Source organism: Nocardia asteroides (assembly GCF_900637185.1).
GTDB lineage: Bacteria > Actinomycetota > Actinomycetes > Mycobacteriales > Mycobacteriaceae > Nocardia > Nocardia asteroides.
Genome location: NZ_LR134352.1, coordinates 1114593 through 1129509, shown reverse-complemented (window position 1 = coordinate 1129509; position 14917 = coordinate 1114593). Strand labels below are relative to the sequence as shown.

Annotated in this window: 17 protein-coding genes; 8 read left to right on the top strand and 9 right to left on the bottom strand. The window is 69.3% G+C overall.

The window, feature by feature from the left end; all coding sequences use genetic code 11:
- The first annotated feature begins 28 nt into the window (after nt 1-28).
- Together EL493_RS05385 and EL493_RS05380 are read left to right on the top strand one after the other, a co-directional pair.
- On the top strand, nt 29-517 hold the full coding sequence (locus EL493_RS05385; protein ID WP_030201856.1) for a phage holin family protein: 489 nt from the start codon (nt 29-31) through the stop codon (nt 515-517).
- Between the two features lie 55 nt (nt 518-572).
- Entirely contained in the window at nt 573-1559 is a 987-nt protein-coding gene (locus EL493_RS05380) for an alpha/beta fold hydrolase (RefSeq protein ID WP_019044577.1), read from the top strand.
- 39 nt (nt 1560-1598) lie between these two features.
- Here EL493_RS05380 and EL493_RS05375 read toward each other — a convergent pair whose 3' ends face one another.
- From EL493_RS05375 to nth, 4 genes are all read right to left on the bottom strand, one after another.
- On the bottom strand, nt 1599-2792 hold the full coding sequence (locus EL493_RS05375; RefSeq protein WP_022566469.1) for a MarP family serine protease: 1194 nt from the start codon (nt 2790-2792) through the stop codon (nt 1599-1601).
- A 76-nt stretch (nt 2793-2868) separates the two neighbouring features.
- Complete coding sequence (locus EL493_RS05370; RefSeq protein ID WP_019044575.1) at nt 2869-3615, bottom strand: NUDIX hydrolase; 747 nt, start codon at nt 3613-3615, stop codon at nt 2869-2871.
- Nucleotides 3612-4268, bottom strand: a complete 657-nt coding sequence (locus EL493_RS05365; protein ID WP_019044574.1) for a TlpA family protein disulfide reductase — start codon at nt 4266-4268, stop codon at nt 3612-3614. Before EL493_RS05365 ends, EL493_RS05370 begins: the two co-directional genes overlap by 4 nt.
- Nucleotides 4265-5023, bottom strand: coding sequence for an endonuclease III (gene nth / locus EL493_RS05360; RefSeq protein WP_036835581.1), 759 nt, complete (start codon nt 5021-5023; stop codon nt 4265-4267). Before nth ends, EL493_RS05365 begins: the two co-directional genes overlap by 4 nt.
- Nucleotides 5024-5190: 167 nt before the next feature.
- Here nth and EL493_RS05355 point away from each other — a divergent pair, with 167 nt between their 5' ends.
- Nucleotides 5191-5433 (top strand): hypothetical protein, encoded by a 243-nt coding sequence (locus tag EL493_RS05355; protein ID WP_030201849.1) that lies wholly within the window; start codon nt 5191-5193, stop codon nt 5431-5433.
- A 166-nt stretch (nt 5434-5599) separates the two neighbouring features.
- Nucleotides 5600-6274, top strand: a complete 675-nt coding sequence (locus EL493_RS05350; RefSeq protein WP_019044571.1) for a Crp/Fnr family transcriptional regulator — start codon at nt 5600-5602, stop codon at nt 6272-6274.
- Between the two features lie 170 nt (nt 6275-6444).
- On the opposite strand, the gene EL493_RS05345 is transcribed toward EL493_RS05350, so the two are convergent.
- The 3 genes from EL493_RS05345 to EL493_RS05335 are packed head-to-tail and all read right to left on the bottom strand — an operon-like array spanning nt 6445 to nt 7877.
- The gene (locus tag EL493_RS05345) at nt 6445-7242 is read right to left on the bottom strand and encodes an MBL fold metallo-hydrolase (protein ID WP_019044570.1); all 798 of its coding nucleotides are present in this window, start codon (nt 7240-7242) and stop codon (nt 6445-6447) included.
- Nucleotides 7243-7251: 9 nt separating this feature from the next.
- Nucleotides 7252-7713 (bottom strand): RidA family protein, encoded by a 462-nt coding sequence (locus EL493_RS05340; RefSeq protein ID WP_019044569.1) that lies wholly within the window; start codon nt 7711-7713, stop codon nt 7252-7254.
- Between the two features lie 2 nt (nt 7714-7715).
- Nucleotides 7716-7877, bottom strand: a complete 162-nt coding sequence (locus EL493_RS05335) for a DUF4177 domain-containing protein (protein ID WP_019044568.1) — start codon at nt 7875-7877, stop codon at nt 7716-7718.
- A gap of 59 nt (nt 7878-7936) precedes the next feature.
- Here EL493_RS05335 and EL493_RS05330 point away from each other — a divergent pair, with 59 nt between their 5' ends.
- Nucleotides 7937-8974, top strand: coding sequence for an ArsA family ATPase (locus EL493_RS05330; protein WP_019044567.1), 1038 nt, complete (start codon nt 7937-7939; stop codon nt 8972-8974).
- Nucleotides 8971-10104, top strand: coding sequence for an ArsA family ATPase (locus tag EL493_RS05325; RefSeq protein ID WP_019044566.1), 1134 nt, complete (start codon nt 8971-8973; stop codon nt 10102-10104). The genes EL493_RS05330 and EL493_RS05325 overlap by 4 nt, the downstream gene beginning before the upstream one ends.
- A gap of 133 nt (nt 10105-10237) precedes the next feature.
- Here EL493_RS05325 and EL493_RS05320 read toward each other — a convergent pair whose 3' ends face one another.
- Entirely contained in the window at nt 10238-10561 is a 324-nt protein-coding gene (locus EL493_RS05320) for a WhiB family transcriptional regulator (RefSeq protein WP_019044565.1), read from the bottom strand.
- Between the two features lie 372 nt (nt 10562-10933).
- On the opposite strand from EL493_RS05320, the gene EL493_RS05315 reads away from it, so the two are divergent.
- Nucleotides 10934-13312 carry a penicillin-binding protein gene (locus EL493_RS05315; protein ID WP_019044564.1) on the top strand — a complete coding sequence of 793 codons (2379 nt, stop codon included), beginning with the start codon at nt 10934-10936 and terminating at the stop codon, nt 13310-13312.
- Nucleotides 13313-13368: 56 nt separating this feature from the next.
- On the opposite strand, the gene EL493_RS05310 is transcribed toward EL493_RS05315, so the two are convergent.
- Nucleotides 13369-13833, bottom strand: coding sequence for a GatB/YqeY domain-containing protein (locus EL493_RS05310; RefSeq protein WP_019044563.1), 465 nt, complete (start codon nt 13831-13833; stop codon nt 13369-13371).
- A 121-nt stretch (nt 13834-13954) separates the two neighbouring features.
- On the opposite strand from EL493_RS05310, the gene EL493_RS05305 reads away from it, so the two are divergent.
- Entirely contained in the window at nt 13955-14917 is a 963-nt protein-coding gene (locus EL493_RS05305; RefSeq protein ID WP_030201847.1) for a metallophosphoesterase, read from the top strand.

The window sequence follows — 14917 nt, the reverse complement described above, 5'->3', positions numbered from 1 at the left end:
TGCCAGGACAGGGAGAAGGGTCGACGAAGTGAGTTACACCCAAGGCGGAAATGACGGTCGCACGGTCACTTCCATCCCGTTGACCGACGCCAACCCGCCCGGATCGGCGAGCATCGGCACCCTCGTGCGCGACGCGACCGAACAGCTGTCGACCCTGGTGCGCGCCGAGGTGGCGCTGGCCAAGGCCGAAGTCACCGCCGAGGTCCGCAAGGGCCTGACCGGCAGCGTGTTCTTCATCCTCGCGTTGACGGTGCTGCTGTTCAGCTCGTTCTTCTTTTTCTTCTTCCTCGCCGAACTGCTGGACGTGTGGCTGTACCGCTGGGCCGCGTTCCTGATCGTGTTCGTGCTGATGGTGGTGACCACCGCGCTGCTGGCCCTGCTGGGCTATCTCAAGGTACGCAAACTGCGGGCGCCGGAGAAGACGATCAACTCGCTCAAGCAGACCGCCGAGGTCCTGCCGGCGGCGCTCACCCACAGCGACACCCACCTCGCGCTGGAGAAGCCGGCCAAGCGATGACGCGCCGGGCGGGCCCGGTCGCACCGGCCGGACCCGCCTACTAGGCTCGATCGGCGTGTCGTCCAATTCATTCCCGGATCCGTCCAGCGTCCGTTTCGACGGACCGTGGACGCACCGCGACGTGCACGCCAACGGCATCCGCTTCCACGTCGTGGAAGCCGACGGCATCGACTCTGCCGACGCACCGCTGGTCCTGCTCCTGCACGGATTCGCCGACTTCTGGTGGTCGTGGCGGCACCAGCTGACCGGCCTGGCCGGGCACGGCTACCGCACCGTCGCCGTCGACCTGCGCGGCTACGGCGACACCGACAAGCCGCCGCGCGGCTACGACGGCTGGACCCTCGCCGGTGACATCGCCGGCCTCATCCGGGCACTGGGCCACACCGAGGCCACCCTCGTCGGACACGCCGACGGCGGACTGGTCTGCTGGGCGACCGCCGTGCTGCATCCCCGGCTGGTCCGCTCGATCGCCCTGGTGAGTTCACCCCATCCCGCCGCGTTGAAGAGCGCGGTGCTGCGCGACTCCGCCCAGCGCGCCACCTGGCTGCCCGACTTCCTCCGTTACCAGCTGCCGCGCTACCCCGAGCATCTGCTCACCCGACGCGACGGCGCCGAGGTGGAGCGGCTGCTGAGCGAGCGGGTCAGCGAATCCTGGTCGCGCACGGCGGAATTCGCCGAGACCGCGGCGCGGATGCGGGCCGCCATCCGGATTCCCGGCGCCGCGCACAGCGCGCTGGAATACCAGCGCTGGGCCTTCCGCAGTCAGTGGCGGCCCGACGGCAAGCGCTTCATGGCGACCATGCGCACCCCGATCGACATCCCCGTGCTCGGCCTGCGCGGCGAACACGACGGCTACTTGCTGCCCGCCACCGTCCACCGTGGCGGCCGACTCTCGCCCGACCGCACCCTGGTGTCGATTCCGGGCGCGGGGCACTACGCCCACCAGGAGAACCCCGGCAAGGTCAACGAGGTGCTGACGACCCGCTGGCGGGAACAGAACGGCGTGAACGGCTCGCCCAAGGACGGACTGGTCTCACCCTGATCGGCGCGTCCCGGGCCGACGACCTGGGACGCGCCGGACTCAGCTCAGGACGCAGGCGCCGGTGGGAACGGGCGCGCTGCTCGGGCCTGCCGCGGCCAGCTCCGGCGCGACCTCGCGCAGGGTCAGCACGTAGCCGGTGTCGTCGTCGGTGACGGCGGCGCCGAAGACCACGCCGAGCACCTGACCCTCGGTGTCGACCAGCGGGCCGCCCGAGTTGCCCGCGCGGACCTGACCGCGGACCGTGTACACCTCGCGCTCGACGGTGCCGTCGCGATGGATCGTCGGGCCGGTGAGGTCGAGCGTCTCGCGGACACGCGCGGCGCTGGCCGTGTACGGCCCGCCGCCCGGATAACCGAGCACGATCGCGCTCTCGCCCGAGGTCGCCGACTCCGGCGCCTGCGGGATGACCGGCGCGGTCAGGCCGGGCACCGCGAGTACCGCGATGTCCTTGGACGGATCGAACAGCACCACGCTGGCCTCCAGCGGGCCGCGCGCGGTGTCGACCGACACGCTGGTGGTGCCCGCGACGACGTGCGCGTTGGTCATCACCCGTTCGGGCGCGACCACGAAGCCGGAACCCTCCAGCGCCCGCTGGCAGCTCGGCGCCACACCGCGGATGCGCAGCACGCTCTGCTGCAGCGAGGCCGCCACCGGGCTGGCGAGCACGCTCGCGTCCGGCGGTTCGACGGCGGCGATCGGCGCCCGGCCGAACGGGCCGATGACGTCCGGCAGCCCGGAGGTGTTGAGCAGCTTGGAGAACTCGTTGGGCAGCTTGCGCAGCCAGCTCGGCGCCACCGCGTTGACGTCGGCCAGCACCTTGGACCCGTTGATGGCCGCGGCGACGCCGGGTTGGGAGGCGGTGGCCAGCGGCAACGCGAGCAGCCAGGCCGCGACCAGCACGGTCGCCGCCTGCAGCACCGCGCCGATGACGCTGTCCACACTGCGCGCCACCGGATGCCGCATGCCGCTGCGCGCGGCGCGGCCGAGCACCATGCCCGCGACCTCGCCGACGATCACCAGCAGCACGATCAGCAGGATGCCGCCCAGCACCCGGCTGCGGCCCTCACTGAGGTGCTTGAGGATGTGCGGCGCGATGAGGATGCCCGCCACCGCGCCCAGCGCCACACCGAAGAACGCCAGCGCCGAGGCCACGGCCCCCTGCCGCCACCCGGTGGACGCCGCGACCAGCGCGATCAACACAACCGCGATATCGAGCCATACAGATGCGCTCATGCCTCCGCCTCGCTGACGCTCGGCTCCGGCATGACCGCAGTGGCGGCTGTGCCGATTCGCCGCTCGCTGCGCTCGCTCACAGGGTCATACCGACCGCAGCCAGCGAGCTCTCCAAGTCACGCACGTCGCCTCGATCCCAGTCTCGTTCCCAGCCAGCCGTTTTGATGATGCCGGCGAGGATACCGCCGGTGAGCCCCCAGACCAGCATGCCGTCGACCTGGAACGCGGGGCTCTGGTAGCCGAGACTGCCACGCACCATGAATCTGTGTGCCGGATCCAGCAATTCGGTCAGCGGAACACGGACGACACGCTCGGTTTCCGCAGGATCGACGACGCCGACCGCGGTGGGTGCCCGCCAGTAGCCGAGCACTGGGGTGACGTCGAACTTGGACGGCGGCACGAACAGTTTCGGCAGCACGGCGAACGGCTGCACGCCCGCGGGATCGAGACCGGTTTCCTCGGCGGCCTCGCGCAGGGCGGTGCCGATGGGGCCGTCGTCGCCCGGATCCTCGGCGCCGCCGGGGAAGGCGACCTGGCCACGATGCTGGCGCATGGTCGAGGCGCGCTGGGTGAGCAGCACGTCGGCGTCGGCGGGCAGGCCACCGGGTGCGGTCTCGTCGGCGTCGGCCGATCCGCCGAACAGCACGAGCACCGCGGCCTGACGCGGCTCGCCGGTGATGGACATGGCGCGACGCAGCGCGCGGGAGGTGGCGAGCGTGTCGTCGGCGTCGGGGCCACCGTGCCGGATGGCGGCACACAGCCAGGACGGCAGTCCGGTCTCGTCGGGGCGCATCACACCGTTCATCACACTGTCCTTCGTCATACCGCGATCCGAACGCCGAGTTTGTCGGCCACCGTGTCGGCGATGTCGGCGACATCGGCGAACGTACGAACCTCGACACCGGCAATGGTGCCGTCCGCGCGCACGAGCACCGACACCGGGAGTACCGCGGGGGCGCCGACGGCGGTGCGCACGCTCGCCTGCGGGTCCTCGACGCCGGGCAGCGTGATGCCGAGACCGGCCAGCCTGGCCAGCGCCTTCGCCTCGTCGGGATCGCTGTGCACGGTGAGCACGGTGAGCTCGGAGCCCGCGCGCCGCGCGAATTCCTGCAGGTGCGGCAGCTCGACAGCGCAGGGGCCGCACCAGTACGCCCACAGATTGAGCAGCGCGGGCTTGCCGCCGAGCGCGGCGGCCAGGTCGACCGGTGCGCCGTCGGCGAGGCAGTTCAGCGTGATCCCCGCCAGCGGACCCGACCCGGCGCCCTGCGGCGCCGGACACGGCGACAGTCCCGCCGCGGCGCGCTGCTCGGCCGACACGGCCGCGGGCTGCTTCGCCGTCTGCGCGGGACCGCCGCCGGGATCGGAATCACCGCGCGGCCACAGTGCCACCGCGGCGGCGACGACGAGGATCAGCGCGGCCAGCGCCCAGCGGAGAACGGGCCGCCGCGCCGGCGACGGTTCGGCGGGCTCGCTCACAGTCCGACCAGATCGAGCAGATGCTCGCGTTCGGGCCCCTTGATCAGCGCGGCCGCCGCCTCCGGATCGGTGGGACCGATCCCGAACGAGGGGCAGTCGTTGGCGAGCACGCAGGCGCCGCAAGCCGGCTTGCGCGCGTGACACACCCGGCGACCGTGGAAGATCACCCGGTGCGAGAGCATCGTCCAGTCCTTGCGCTCGATCAGCTCGCCGACCGCGTGCTCGACCTTGACCGGGTCCTCTTCCTCGGTCCACTTCCAGCGGCGCACCAGCCTGCCGAAATGGGTGTCGACGGTGATACCCGGCACATCGAAGGCATTGCCGAGGATGACGTTGGCGGTCTTGCGCCCGATGCCGGGCAACTTGACCAATTCGGCCAGCGTGTGAGGCAACTCACCGTCGAAATCGCTGACCAGGGCCTGCCCCAGCCCCATCAGGGAGCTGGTCTTGTTGCGATAGAACCCGGTGGGCCGGATGTATTCCTCCAGCTCGGCCCGGTTGGCCTCGGCGTAGTCGCGCGCGCTGCGGTACTTGGCGAACAGCGCGGGAGTGGTGAGGTTCACGCGGACGTCGGTGCACTGCGCGGACAGGATCGTGGCCACCGCCAGCTCGAGCGGAGTGGTGAAATCCAGCTCGCAGTGGGCGTCGGGAAACGCACCGGCGAGAGTGCGGTTCATCCGGCGTGCCCGCCGGACCAGTCCGATCCGTGTTTCCGCAGCTATCGCGCGGTTCTTGCGCCTGCGCGCGGCGGAGATGCCGGTGGGAACCGCGGCCGTTTCCGCGGCCGGGGCCGCGTCGTCCGCGGCGGCGGTGGAGGGGGAAACGGGCACCTGTCCACCATACGGAACCGCTCCGACAACATTGGGTGGCGAGTTTGCCCGCTGTGTTCCATCTGAGACCTCGACCGTGTTTACTGCCTGTCATGCAAGGACTCGCTGTGGTGCTCTTCCCAGTGCTGTTGATGCTGTTCGCGCTGGGGATGGAGCGGGTCGAGAACCGGCTCCGAAAGCTTCTCGAACCCGACGAAGAGGTTCAGCAGTACCTGGACAACGCCAGCAACGCCGAAGTGAAAGAGCTGACGAAGCTCGGCCTGCCCGCCGCCGTGGCGCGGATGCGCAAGCGCCGTTCCCGGACCGCCGATATCGATGTCGCGCGGGCCAGCTGATCATTGATTCCCCGGGGGCACACCCCCCGTTCACGGTGTGCGCGCCGAGCGCAATCCACTCTTTACGTGGTGTCTGTCACTGTGCTGACGTGAGGCCGCGTAGACTGCGCTGTTGGTCGATTCGCTCGACCAGGTTCGCAAGCCATATCCCATAAGGAGCACATTCGTGGACGAGGCCCTCGCCAGAGCAGGCATCTTCCAAGGCGTCGAGCCCACCGCGGTGGCCGCGCTCGCCAAGCAGCTGCAGCCCGTAGATTTCCCGCGCGGCCACGTCATCTTCAACGAGGGCGAACCCGGCGATCGGCTGTACATCATCACCTCGGGCAAGGTGAAGATCGGCCGCCGTTCCCCCGACGGCCGGGAAAACCTGCTGACCATCATGGGTCCGTCCGACATGTTCGGTGAACTGTCGATCTTCGACCCGGGCCCGCGTACCTCGACCGCGACCACGGTCACCGAGGTTCGCGCGGTGACGATGGACCGTGACGCGCTCAAGGCGTGGATCGATCAGCGCCCCGAGATCGCCGAGCAGCTGCTGCGCGTGCTGGCCCGTCGCCTGCGCCGTACCAACAACAACCTCGCCGACCTGATCTTCACCGACGTGCCCGGTCGCGTCGCGAAGGCGCTGCTGCAGCTCGCGCAGCGGTTCGGCACCCAGGAAGCGGGCGCGCTGCGCGTGACCCACGACCTGACCCAGGAAGAGATCGCCCAGCTGGTCGGCGCTTCCCGGGAAACCGTCAACAAGGCACTCGCCGATTTCGCGCATCGCGGATGGCTGCGCCTCGAGGGCAAGAGCGTCCTGATCTCCGACTCCGAGCGCCTCGCCCGGCGCGCGCGCTGAGTCGAGTCGGTTTCGCGACGTCCCGGCACGCCGGGACCACCGGTGCGGGTCCGTAGGAAGAGGGCCTCGACCGCACCGCGGTGGTCCCGGCGTGCCGTCGTCGTTTCCACCGGTGCGCTGCCGACGTAGCCGACGTGCCGCTACCACGCACGTCGGCTACCCGGCCGAGCTCATGCTCCGCGTTCGGCCCGCAGGTATTCCAGCTGCGCCTTCACCGAGCTGCGCGCGGCGGGCCACAGGCGCTTGTCCACATCGGCGTACACCTTGCGGACCACCTCGAAAGCACCCGCGTTCTCGCCCAATTCGGCCAGGGCCGCCCTGATCTGATCGAGCCGTTCGCGGCGGTGGTCCAGGTAGTACCGCACCACCGGCGCCGCGTCGGGATGATCGGGCCCGTGCGCGGGCAGCAAGGCCTTGCCCGCGCCGTGCTCGAGCAGCAGCTCCAGCGACGACAGGAAGTCGGCCAGCGCTCCGCTGCTCGACGCCAGCACCGTGGTGCCCTGGCCGAGCACCGTGTCGCCGGTGACGATCCCGTCGTCGAGCAGGAAACTCACCGAGTCGCCGGTGTGGCCGGGCGTGGCGAGCACGGTGATCCGCACCCCCGCCGCCTCGATGACCTCACCGGCGGCCAACGGCGTGGTCTCGCCGCGCAGATACTTCGGATCCACCGACCGCACCGGCGTCCCGGTGGCTTTCACCAGGTGATCGATGCCGCCGGTGTGGTCGGGGTGGTGATGGGTGATCAGCGTCAGCGCGATCCGGCCGCCGGTGGCAGAGACGATCGCCGCCGTGTGCTTCTTGTCCTTCGGGCCCGGATCGACGACCACGTAGTCGTCGCTGCCGGGTCCGCGCAGCAGCCAGGTGTTGGTGCCGTCCAGCGTCATCTGCGACGGATTGTCGGCGAGCAGCACCGACGCCGTCGGCGTGACCGCCCTGACCTGGCCGTACGCGGGATGTTCCAGTGCCATGACGGCTGCCTATCCGACCTCGACGATCAATTCCACCTCGACGGGGGTGTTCTTCGGCAGTTCCGAGACACCCACCGCGGAGCGCGCGTGCACGCCCGCGTCGCCGAAGACCTCGCCCAGGAACTCCGACGCGCCGTTGATCACGATCGGCTGATCGGTGAATCCCGGTGCGGAGTTGACGAATCCGACGACCTTCACGATCCGCACCACCGAGTCGAGTCCGACCAGGTCGTGCACGGCGGCGAGCGCGTTCAGCGCGCACAGCCGAGCGGCCTCCTTCGCCGTCTCCACCTCGACCTCGGCTCCGACCTTGCCGACCGCCGACAGCTCACCGTCGACGAAGGGCAGCTGGCCGGAGGTGTACACCAGCGAACCGGTGCGCACGGCCGGGATGTAGGCCGCGACGGGAGCGGCGACCGGCGGCAGGGTGACCCCGAGCCGGTCGAGCGCGTCCTTCCACGCGGTGGCCACGGCTACTTCTGCCGCTTCAGGTAGGCGACGTGCTGCTCACCGGTCGGTCCGGGCAGCACCGTGACCAGCTCCCAGCCGTCGGCGCCCCACTGGTCGAGGATCTGCTTGGTCGCGTGCGTCAGCAGCGGCACGGTGGCGTACTCCCACAGGGTGACTTCACTCATGGTGTGAGTTTAGGGCGCACCCCGACCACCGCCGAGAAACGGGTTATAGGCTCGGCCACGTGGGAGCACCAACAGCAGAGCCGGTTTCGTCGGTTCCGGAACCGTCGACCGGATGGCCACAGCGCGCGGCGACGGCCCGGCTGCACTACGTCACCGGCAAGGGGGGTACCGGCAAGTCGACCGTCTCGGCGGCGCTCGCGCTCGCCCTCGCCGCAGGTGGGCGCAAGGTGCTGCTGGTCGAGGTGGAGAGCAGGCAGTCCATCGCGCAGCTGTTCGACCGGCCGCCGCTGCCACCCACCGAGACCCAGATCGCCAGCGCCGACGGCGGCGGCGAGGTGTACGCGCTCGCGCTCGACATCGAGCACGCGTTCCTGGAATACCTCGACATGTTCTACAACCTCGGCTTCGCGGGCCGGGCGATGCGCCGGATGGGCGCCATCGAGTTCGTCACCACCATCGCGCCCGGCCTGCGCGATGTGATCCTCACCGGCAAGATCAAGGAATGCGTGGTGCGCACCGGCGCCGACGGCAAGCCCGCCTATGACGACATCGTCGTCGACGCGCCGCCGACCGGCCGAATCGCCAGTTTTCTCGACGTCACCCAGGCCATGGCCGAGATCGCCAAGGGCGGCCCGATCGCCTCGCAGGCCGACGGCGTGTCCCGGCTGCTGCACTCGGACCAGACGATGATCCACCTGGTCACCCTGCTCGAGGCGCTGCCGGTGCAGGAGACCGCCGACGCGGTCGCCGAACTCACCGGCAACGACCTGCGCATCGGCACGGTGATCGTCAACCGGGCGGCCAAGGCCCAGCTCACCACCGCCGACCGCGACCAGGCCGTGCGCGGCGAGCTCGACACCGCCGCGATCACCGCGGGCCTGGCCACGGCCGGGATCACCCTGCCCGACGAGGATTTCGCCGGCTTGCTCACCGAGACCGTCGACCACGCCGTCATGCTGACCGCGCAGGACGAGAGCGCCGCCGAACTGGCGAAGGTCGACGTCCCCCAGCTGCACCTGCCCGCCCTCGGCGAAGGCATGGACCTGGGCGGACTCTACGAACTGGCCGAACAGCTATCCGCGCAGGGAGTGCGATGAGCGAGCAAGTGACCACCACGCCCCCGCTGGATGTTTCCCGGATCATCGCCGATCCCACCGCGCGGGTGATCGTGTGCTGTGGCTCCGGCGGGGTCGGCAAGACCACCACCGCGGCCGCGATCGCGCTGCGGGCCGCCGAGGCGGGCCGCAAGGTGGTCGTCCTGACCATCGACCCGGCCCGCAGGCTGGCCCAGTCGCTCGGCGTCGCCGATCTGGACAACACCCCGCAGCGGGTCGAGCTCGGCCCCGAGGTGCCGGGGCAGCTGCACGCGATGATGCTGAACATGCGCCGCACCTTCGACGACATGGTGCTCGAGCACACCAGCCCGGAGAAGGCGGAGCAGATCTTCGCCAATCCGATCTATCAGACCGTGGCCTCGTCCTTCGGCGGCACGCAGGAGTACATGGCGATGGAGAAGCTCGGTCAGCTGGCCGGGCACAAGGAGTGGGACCTGATCGTGGTCGACACTCCGCCCTCGCGCAACGCGCTGGACTTCCTCGACGCGCCCAAGCGGCTCGGCAATTTCCTCAACGGCAAGATGATCCGGCTGATCATGGCGCCCGGCCGGGGCGTCGGCCGGTTCGTCACCGGGGCGATGAGCCTGGCGATGCGCGGGGTGTCGACCATCGTCGGCGGTCAGATGCTCAAGGACGCCTCGACGTTCCTGCAGTCGCTGGAATCGCTGTTCGGTGGCTTCCAGGATCGGGCCGAGCGCACCTTCGCGATGCTGTCCAAGCCGGGCACGCACTTCCTGGTGGTCGCCGCGCCCGAGCCCGACGCGCTGCGGGAGGCGTCGTTCTTCGTCGACCGGCTCTCCACCGAGCGGATGCCGCTGGCCGGTCTGGTGCTGAACCGGACGCACCCCGCGTTGTCGGGGCTGTCCGGTGATCACGCGCTGACCGCTGCCGATCAGCTGAGCGAAGCGGACCCGCTGACGGCGTCGGTGCTGCGCATCCATGCCGAGCGGGTGGCGACGGCGAAGCGGGAACAGCGGTTGCTGCATCGCTTCACCGGCGCCCATCCGCGGGTCCCGATCGTTTCGGTCACCGCGCTGCCGTTCGAGGTCTCCGACCTGGATGCCCTGCGGGCGGTCGGTGACCAGCTGGCGGGCAAACCCGCCGCGGTCTGAGCCGACGTCCGAATCCAGAGCTCGATTCAGACAAAACAGCTATAGCTCACAATCTCGTAACACTCGCCAACGGCGCCGATTCCGCAAACCCAGCGGTCTCGGCGCCGTTGTGCTATCGCCGCGGTCTCGCCTGCTAGATCGCCACCTGATGCTGGCGCTGGGCCTGGAAGAAGTCGGCCCACGACGTCACGTCGGGATGTTGCTTGAGCAGCGCGCGCCGCTGCCGCTCGGTCATCCCGCCCCACACTCCGAACTCCACCCGGTTGTCCAGCGCGTCGGCACCACACTGCATCAACACCGGGCAATGGCGGCAGATGGTCGCCGCCTTGCGCTGCGCCGCACCACGAACGAACAGCTGATCAGGGTCCACTTCCTTGCATCGCGCCTGGGCAACCCAAGCGATCCTTGCCTCGGCCTGCTCTACATCCAGTCGAGCGATGGGGGTTGTGATGTGCATTTGATGTGCCCCTTTGCAGTCCGAACACCGTTGTGCGGCGCTCCAGAATCGCGAGCGCGGATCACAGCAACCCAACTACCGCTGCGGTCCGCACCACATTCCACTTTGAGTGTTAGCTCTATCACACTGGGTTCTCAATCTAGGTAAAGGTATGGCGCTTGCGCAAGACCGGCCCCCGATTTTTTGGTACGGCCGTCCATTCAAATCGGCGTCCTGACCGGCAGTCCTGCTGATCACCGGCGTGCCCGGCCGCGACACGCCGATGTGATCATTTTGTTGACACGCCAGAGCAACCCCCCTGGCACCGACCGGACATCACCTGTCGAGCAGCACAGCCGTGAACCTCGACACCCCACCCTTTAGGCTGGGCGGGTGCCGATCACTCAAACGCTCGCGAGGCTGGCCGGCAGCTGCGCGCTGGCCTCCGTGCTAGTCGCCGGGCTGTTGTTCCCCTTGGCCGGTGGATTCGGGTTCATCTCCAACCGAGCCGCCGATGCCGTCGACAACGTGTCAGCCGAACTGGTCGAAGGCACGGTGCCCGCCGTCTCGACGATGGTCGACGCGAACGGCGCCCCCATCGCGTGGCTCTACGAGCAGCGCCGCTTCGAGGTGCCGAGCGACCGCATCTCCAACAACATGAAGCTGGCGATCGTGTCCATCGAGGACAAGCGCTTCGCCGACCACAAGGGCGTCGACTGGCAGGGCACGCTGCGCGCGTTCCTCACCAACACCTCCTCCGGCGAGGTCCAGCAGGGCGCCTCGACGCTCGACCAGCAGTACGTGAAGAACTTCAACCTGCTCGTCGTCGCCAAGACCGACCAGGAACGTCGCGCCGCGATCGAGACCACCCCGGCGCGCAAGCTGCGCGAGATCCGGATGGCACTCACCCTCGACCGCGAGCTGAGCAAGGACGAGATCCTCACCCGCTATCTGAACCTGGTGCCCTTCGGCAACGGCTCCTACGGCATCCAGGACGCGGCCCAGACCTACTTCGGCGTCGACGCCGCCGACCTCACCATCACGCAGTCGGCGATGCTGGCGGGCATGGTGCAGTCCAGCTCCAAGCTGAACCCGTACACCAATGTCCAGGGCGTCACCGATCGCCGCAACACCGTGCTCGACACGCTGATCCAGAACATCCCGCACCGCGCCGAGGAGTTCCGCAAGGCCAAGTCCGAGGCGCTGGGCGTGCTGCCCGAGCCGAAGGGCCTGCCGCGCGGCTGCATCGCCGCCCAGGACAAGGGCTTCTTCTGCGACTACGCGCTGCAGTACCTGGCCGAGTCGGGCATCAGCCGCGAGCAGATCGACAAGGGCGGCTACCTGATCAAGACCTCGCTGGACCCGGTGCTGCAGGAATCGGTGAAGCGCTCGGTGAACGAGCAGGCCGACCCCAACCTGGACAACATCGCCGAGGTCATGTCGGTGATCGCGCCCGGCCAGGACAGCCACCCCGTCCTCGCGATGGCCTCGAGCCGCACCTACGGCCTCGACCGCGACGCCAACGAGACGCTGCTCGGCCAGCCGTACTCGATGGCCGGTGACGGCGCGGGCTCGATCTTCAAGCTCTTCACCACCGCCGCCGCGATGGAGAAGGGTCTCGGCATCGCCGCCCAGGTCGACGTGCCGGGCACCTACGCCGCCAAGGGCATGGGTTACTCGAACTCGCCGGGCTGCCCGGCCGACTCGTGGTGCGTCAAGAACGCGGGCAACTACCCGGGCTCGATGTCGGTGACCGACGCGCTCGCGACCTCGCCGAACACCACGTTCGTGAAGATGATCCAGGACGTCGGCGTCGGCGCCGCGGTCGACATGGCGGTGCGCCTCGGCATGCGGTCCTACACCGATCCCGGCACCTCCGGGCACGGCAACACCAGCCTGGCCGACCACATCAAGAACAACAACATGGGCTCGTTCACCCTGGGCCCGTTCGCGATCAACCCGCTGGAACTGTCGAATGTGGCGGCGACCCTCGGTTCGGGCGGCAAGTGGTGCCCGCCCTCGCCGATCAAGGAGGTCATCGACCGCAGCGGCAAGGCCGTTCCGCTCACCCAGCAGGCGTGCGAGCAGGTGGTCGACCCCGGTCTGGCCAACACCCTGGCCAACGCGATGAGCAAGGACGACGTCAGCGGTACCGCCGCGGGCGCGGCACGGGCCGCGGGCTGGGCGGCGCCGATGTCGGGCAAGACGGGCACCACCGAAAGCCACCGTTCCTCGGCGTTCCTCGGCTTCACCAACTCGCTGGCCTCCTCGGTCTACGTCTACGGCGACAGCCCGACGCCCGGCGAGATCTGCTCGTTCCCGCTGCGCAACTGTGGCGCCAGCAATGCCGCGGGCCTGTTCGGTGGTAACGAGCCCGCGCGCACCTGGTTCAACGCCATCAAGCCGGTGATGGACCGGTTCCCGCCGCCGGGCCTGCCGCCGGTGGACGACAAGTACGTCCGCGGCGCGAACAACTCCCAGGTCCCCGATGTCGCGGGCAAGTCGCAGGGCGAGGCCACCTCGATCCTGTCCGGCGCCGGATTCCAGGTGTCCGCGGTGACCAGCCCCGGCTCGCAGGCCAAGGGCACCGTGATGGGCAGTTCGCCGAACGGGTCGGCGATTCCGGGTTCGGTCGTCACCATCTACATCAGTGACGGCTCGGTCCGGGTGCCCGCGCCGACCACGCCGCCGCCCGCGGCGCCCGCGCCGGTGATCCCGGGTCTGCCGCAGATCCCGCGCCTGCCACCGATTCCGATTCCGGTGCCGCGGTAAGACGAACGACAAGGGCCGCCGTCCACCAGGACGGCGGCCCTTTCGTTTGCTGGAAATCAGAGGCGGGCTTTGACCGCCGCCGACAGCCGCGACCCGTCGGCCTTGCCCTCGGCGAGCGCGGTGGCCGCCTTCATGACCTGGCCCATCTGCTTCATCCCCGGCCGCGCCCCGATCTCCTCGGCGACCTGCGCGATCGCGGTGTCGGCGACCTGGGCCACCTCGGCCTCGGAGAGCTGGGTGGGCAGATACTCCTCGATGATCTCTTCCTCGGCGCGCTCGTTCGCGGCCAGCTCGCCACGCCCGTTCTGCTCGTAGATCACCGCGGCCTCGTTGCGCTTCTTGGCCTCCTTCTGCAGCAGCGCCAGCACGTCGGCATCGGAGAGTTCCCGCGCCTGCGCCCCGGAGACCTCGGCGTTCTGGATCGCGGCGAGCAGCATCCGCAGGGTCGACAGACGCAGCGTGTCCTTGGCTTTCATCGCGGCGGTCATATCCGCGCGCAGTTGCGTTTTCAGTTCCGACATGCGCCTCACGCTAGCTGTTCGGCCGGCGGAGTCCCATCACATTTTCATCGCGACCGAAATTCATACCGTTTGTGCGGAAACACACGCGCGCTTCCGGGAGGGGGTCGCCTATGCTGGGCAAATGCCCGTTATCTCGACGTCCGCTGTCCGCCGAACCGCGTTGGGAGCCGCCGGGGCCGCCGTCGCCGGTATCGGCTACGCCACGCTGATCGAACGAAATGCGTTCGTCCTGCGCGAAGCCACCATGCCGGTCCTCGCGCCCGGCTCGCCGACGCTGCGCATTCTGCACGTCAGTGACCTGCACATGATGCCGGGTCAGCAGCTCAAACAGCAGTGGCTGCGCGAACTCGACCGGCTCGAACCCGACCTGGTCGTGAATACCGGTGACAATCTTTCCCACCCCAAGGCCGTGCCCGCGGTGGTGCAATCCCTGGGCTCGCTGCTGGCGCGTCCCGGCCTGTTCGTGTTCGGTTCCAACGACTATTTCGCGCCGGTGCCGAAGAATCCGCTGAAGTATTTCAAGAAGGATCATCGACGCGTTTACGGCGACCCGCTGCCGTGGCAGGATCTGCGCGCGGCGTTCACCGAACGCGGCTGGCTGGACCTCACCCACACCCGCCGTGACTTGGAAGTCGCCGGTATCCGGATCGCCAGCGCGGGCGTCGACGACCCGCACCTGCAGCGCGACCGCTACGACACCGTGGCCGGCGCGCCCAACCAGCTCGCCCAGCTCAGCATCGGTGTCACCCATTCGCCGGAGCCGCGGGTGCTGGACCGGTTCGCCGAGGACGGCTACGACCTGGTGCTGGCCGGACACACGCACGGCGGCCAGCTGGTGGTCCCCGGTTACGGCGCGCTGGTGACCAACTGCGGCATCGACAAGTCCCGGGTGAAGGGGCCGTCGCAGTGGGGTGAGCACACCCAGCTGCACGTCTCGGCCGGCATCGGCACGTCGCCGTGGGCGCCGTACCGGTTCTGCTGCCGTCCCGAAGCCACGTTGCTGACCCTGGTCGGCGCGCCGCCGAAGCGGCCCGCCGCCGACACCGGACACGGCATCTCGGCATCGGAGGCCGTCGCCCGCTAG

Excerpts from the sequence above, each read along its gene's own strand:
- EL493_RS05345 (WP_019044570.1), bottom strand. The coding sequence starts at position 7,242 with ATGGCACTGGAACATCCCGCGTACGGCCAGGTCAGGGCGGTCACGCCG.
- EL493_RS05320 (WP_019044565.1), bottom strand. The coding sequence starts at position 10,561 with ATGCACATCACAACCCCCATCGCTCGACTGGATGTAGAGCAGGCCGAG.
- EL493_RS05355 (WP_030201849.1), top strand. The coding sequence starts at position 5,191 with ATGCAAGGACTCGCTGTGGTGCTCTTCCCAGTGCTGTTGATGCTGTTC.
- EL493_RS05370 (WP_019044575.1), bottom strand. The coding sequence starts at position 3,615 with ATGACGAAGGACAGTGTGATGAACGGTGTGATGCGCCCCGACGAGACC.
- EL493_RS05335 (WP_019044568.1), bottom strand. The coding sequence starts at position 7,877 with ATGAGTGAAGTCACCCTGTGGGAGTACGCCACCGTGCCGCTGCTGACG.
- EL493_RS05310 (WP_019044563.1), bottom strand. The coding sequence starts at position 13,833 with ATGTCGGAACTGAAAACGCAACTGCGCGCGGATATGACCGCCGCGATG.
- EL493_RS05305 (WP_030201847.1), top strand. The coding sequence starts at position 13,955 with ATGCCCGTTATCTCGACGTCCGCTGTCCGCCGAACCGCGTTGGGAGCC.
- EL493_RS05375 (WP_022566469.1), bottom strand. The coding sequence starts at position 2,792 with ATGAGCGCATCTGTATGGCTCGATATCGCGGTTGTGTTGATCGCGCTG.
- EL493_RS05325 (WP_019044566.1), top strand. The coding sequence starts at position 8,971 with ATGAGCGAGCAAGTGACCACCACGCCCCCGCTGGATGTTTCCCGGATC.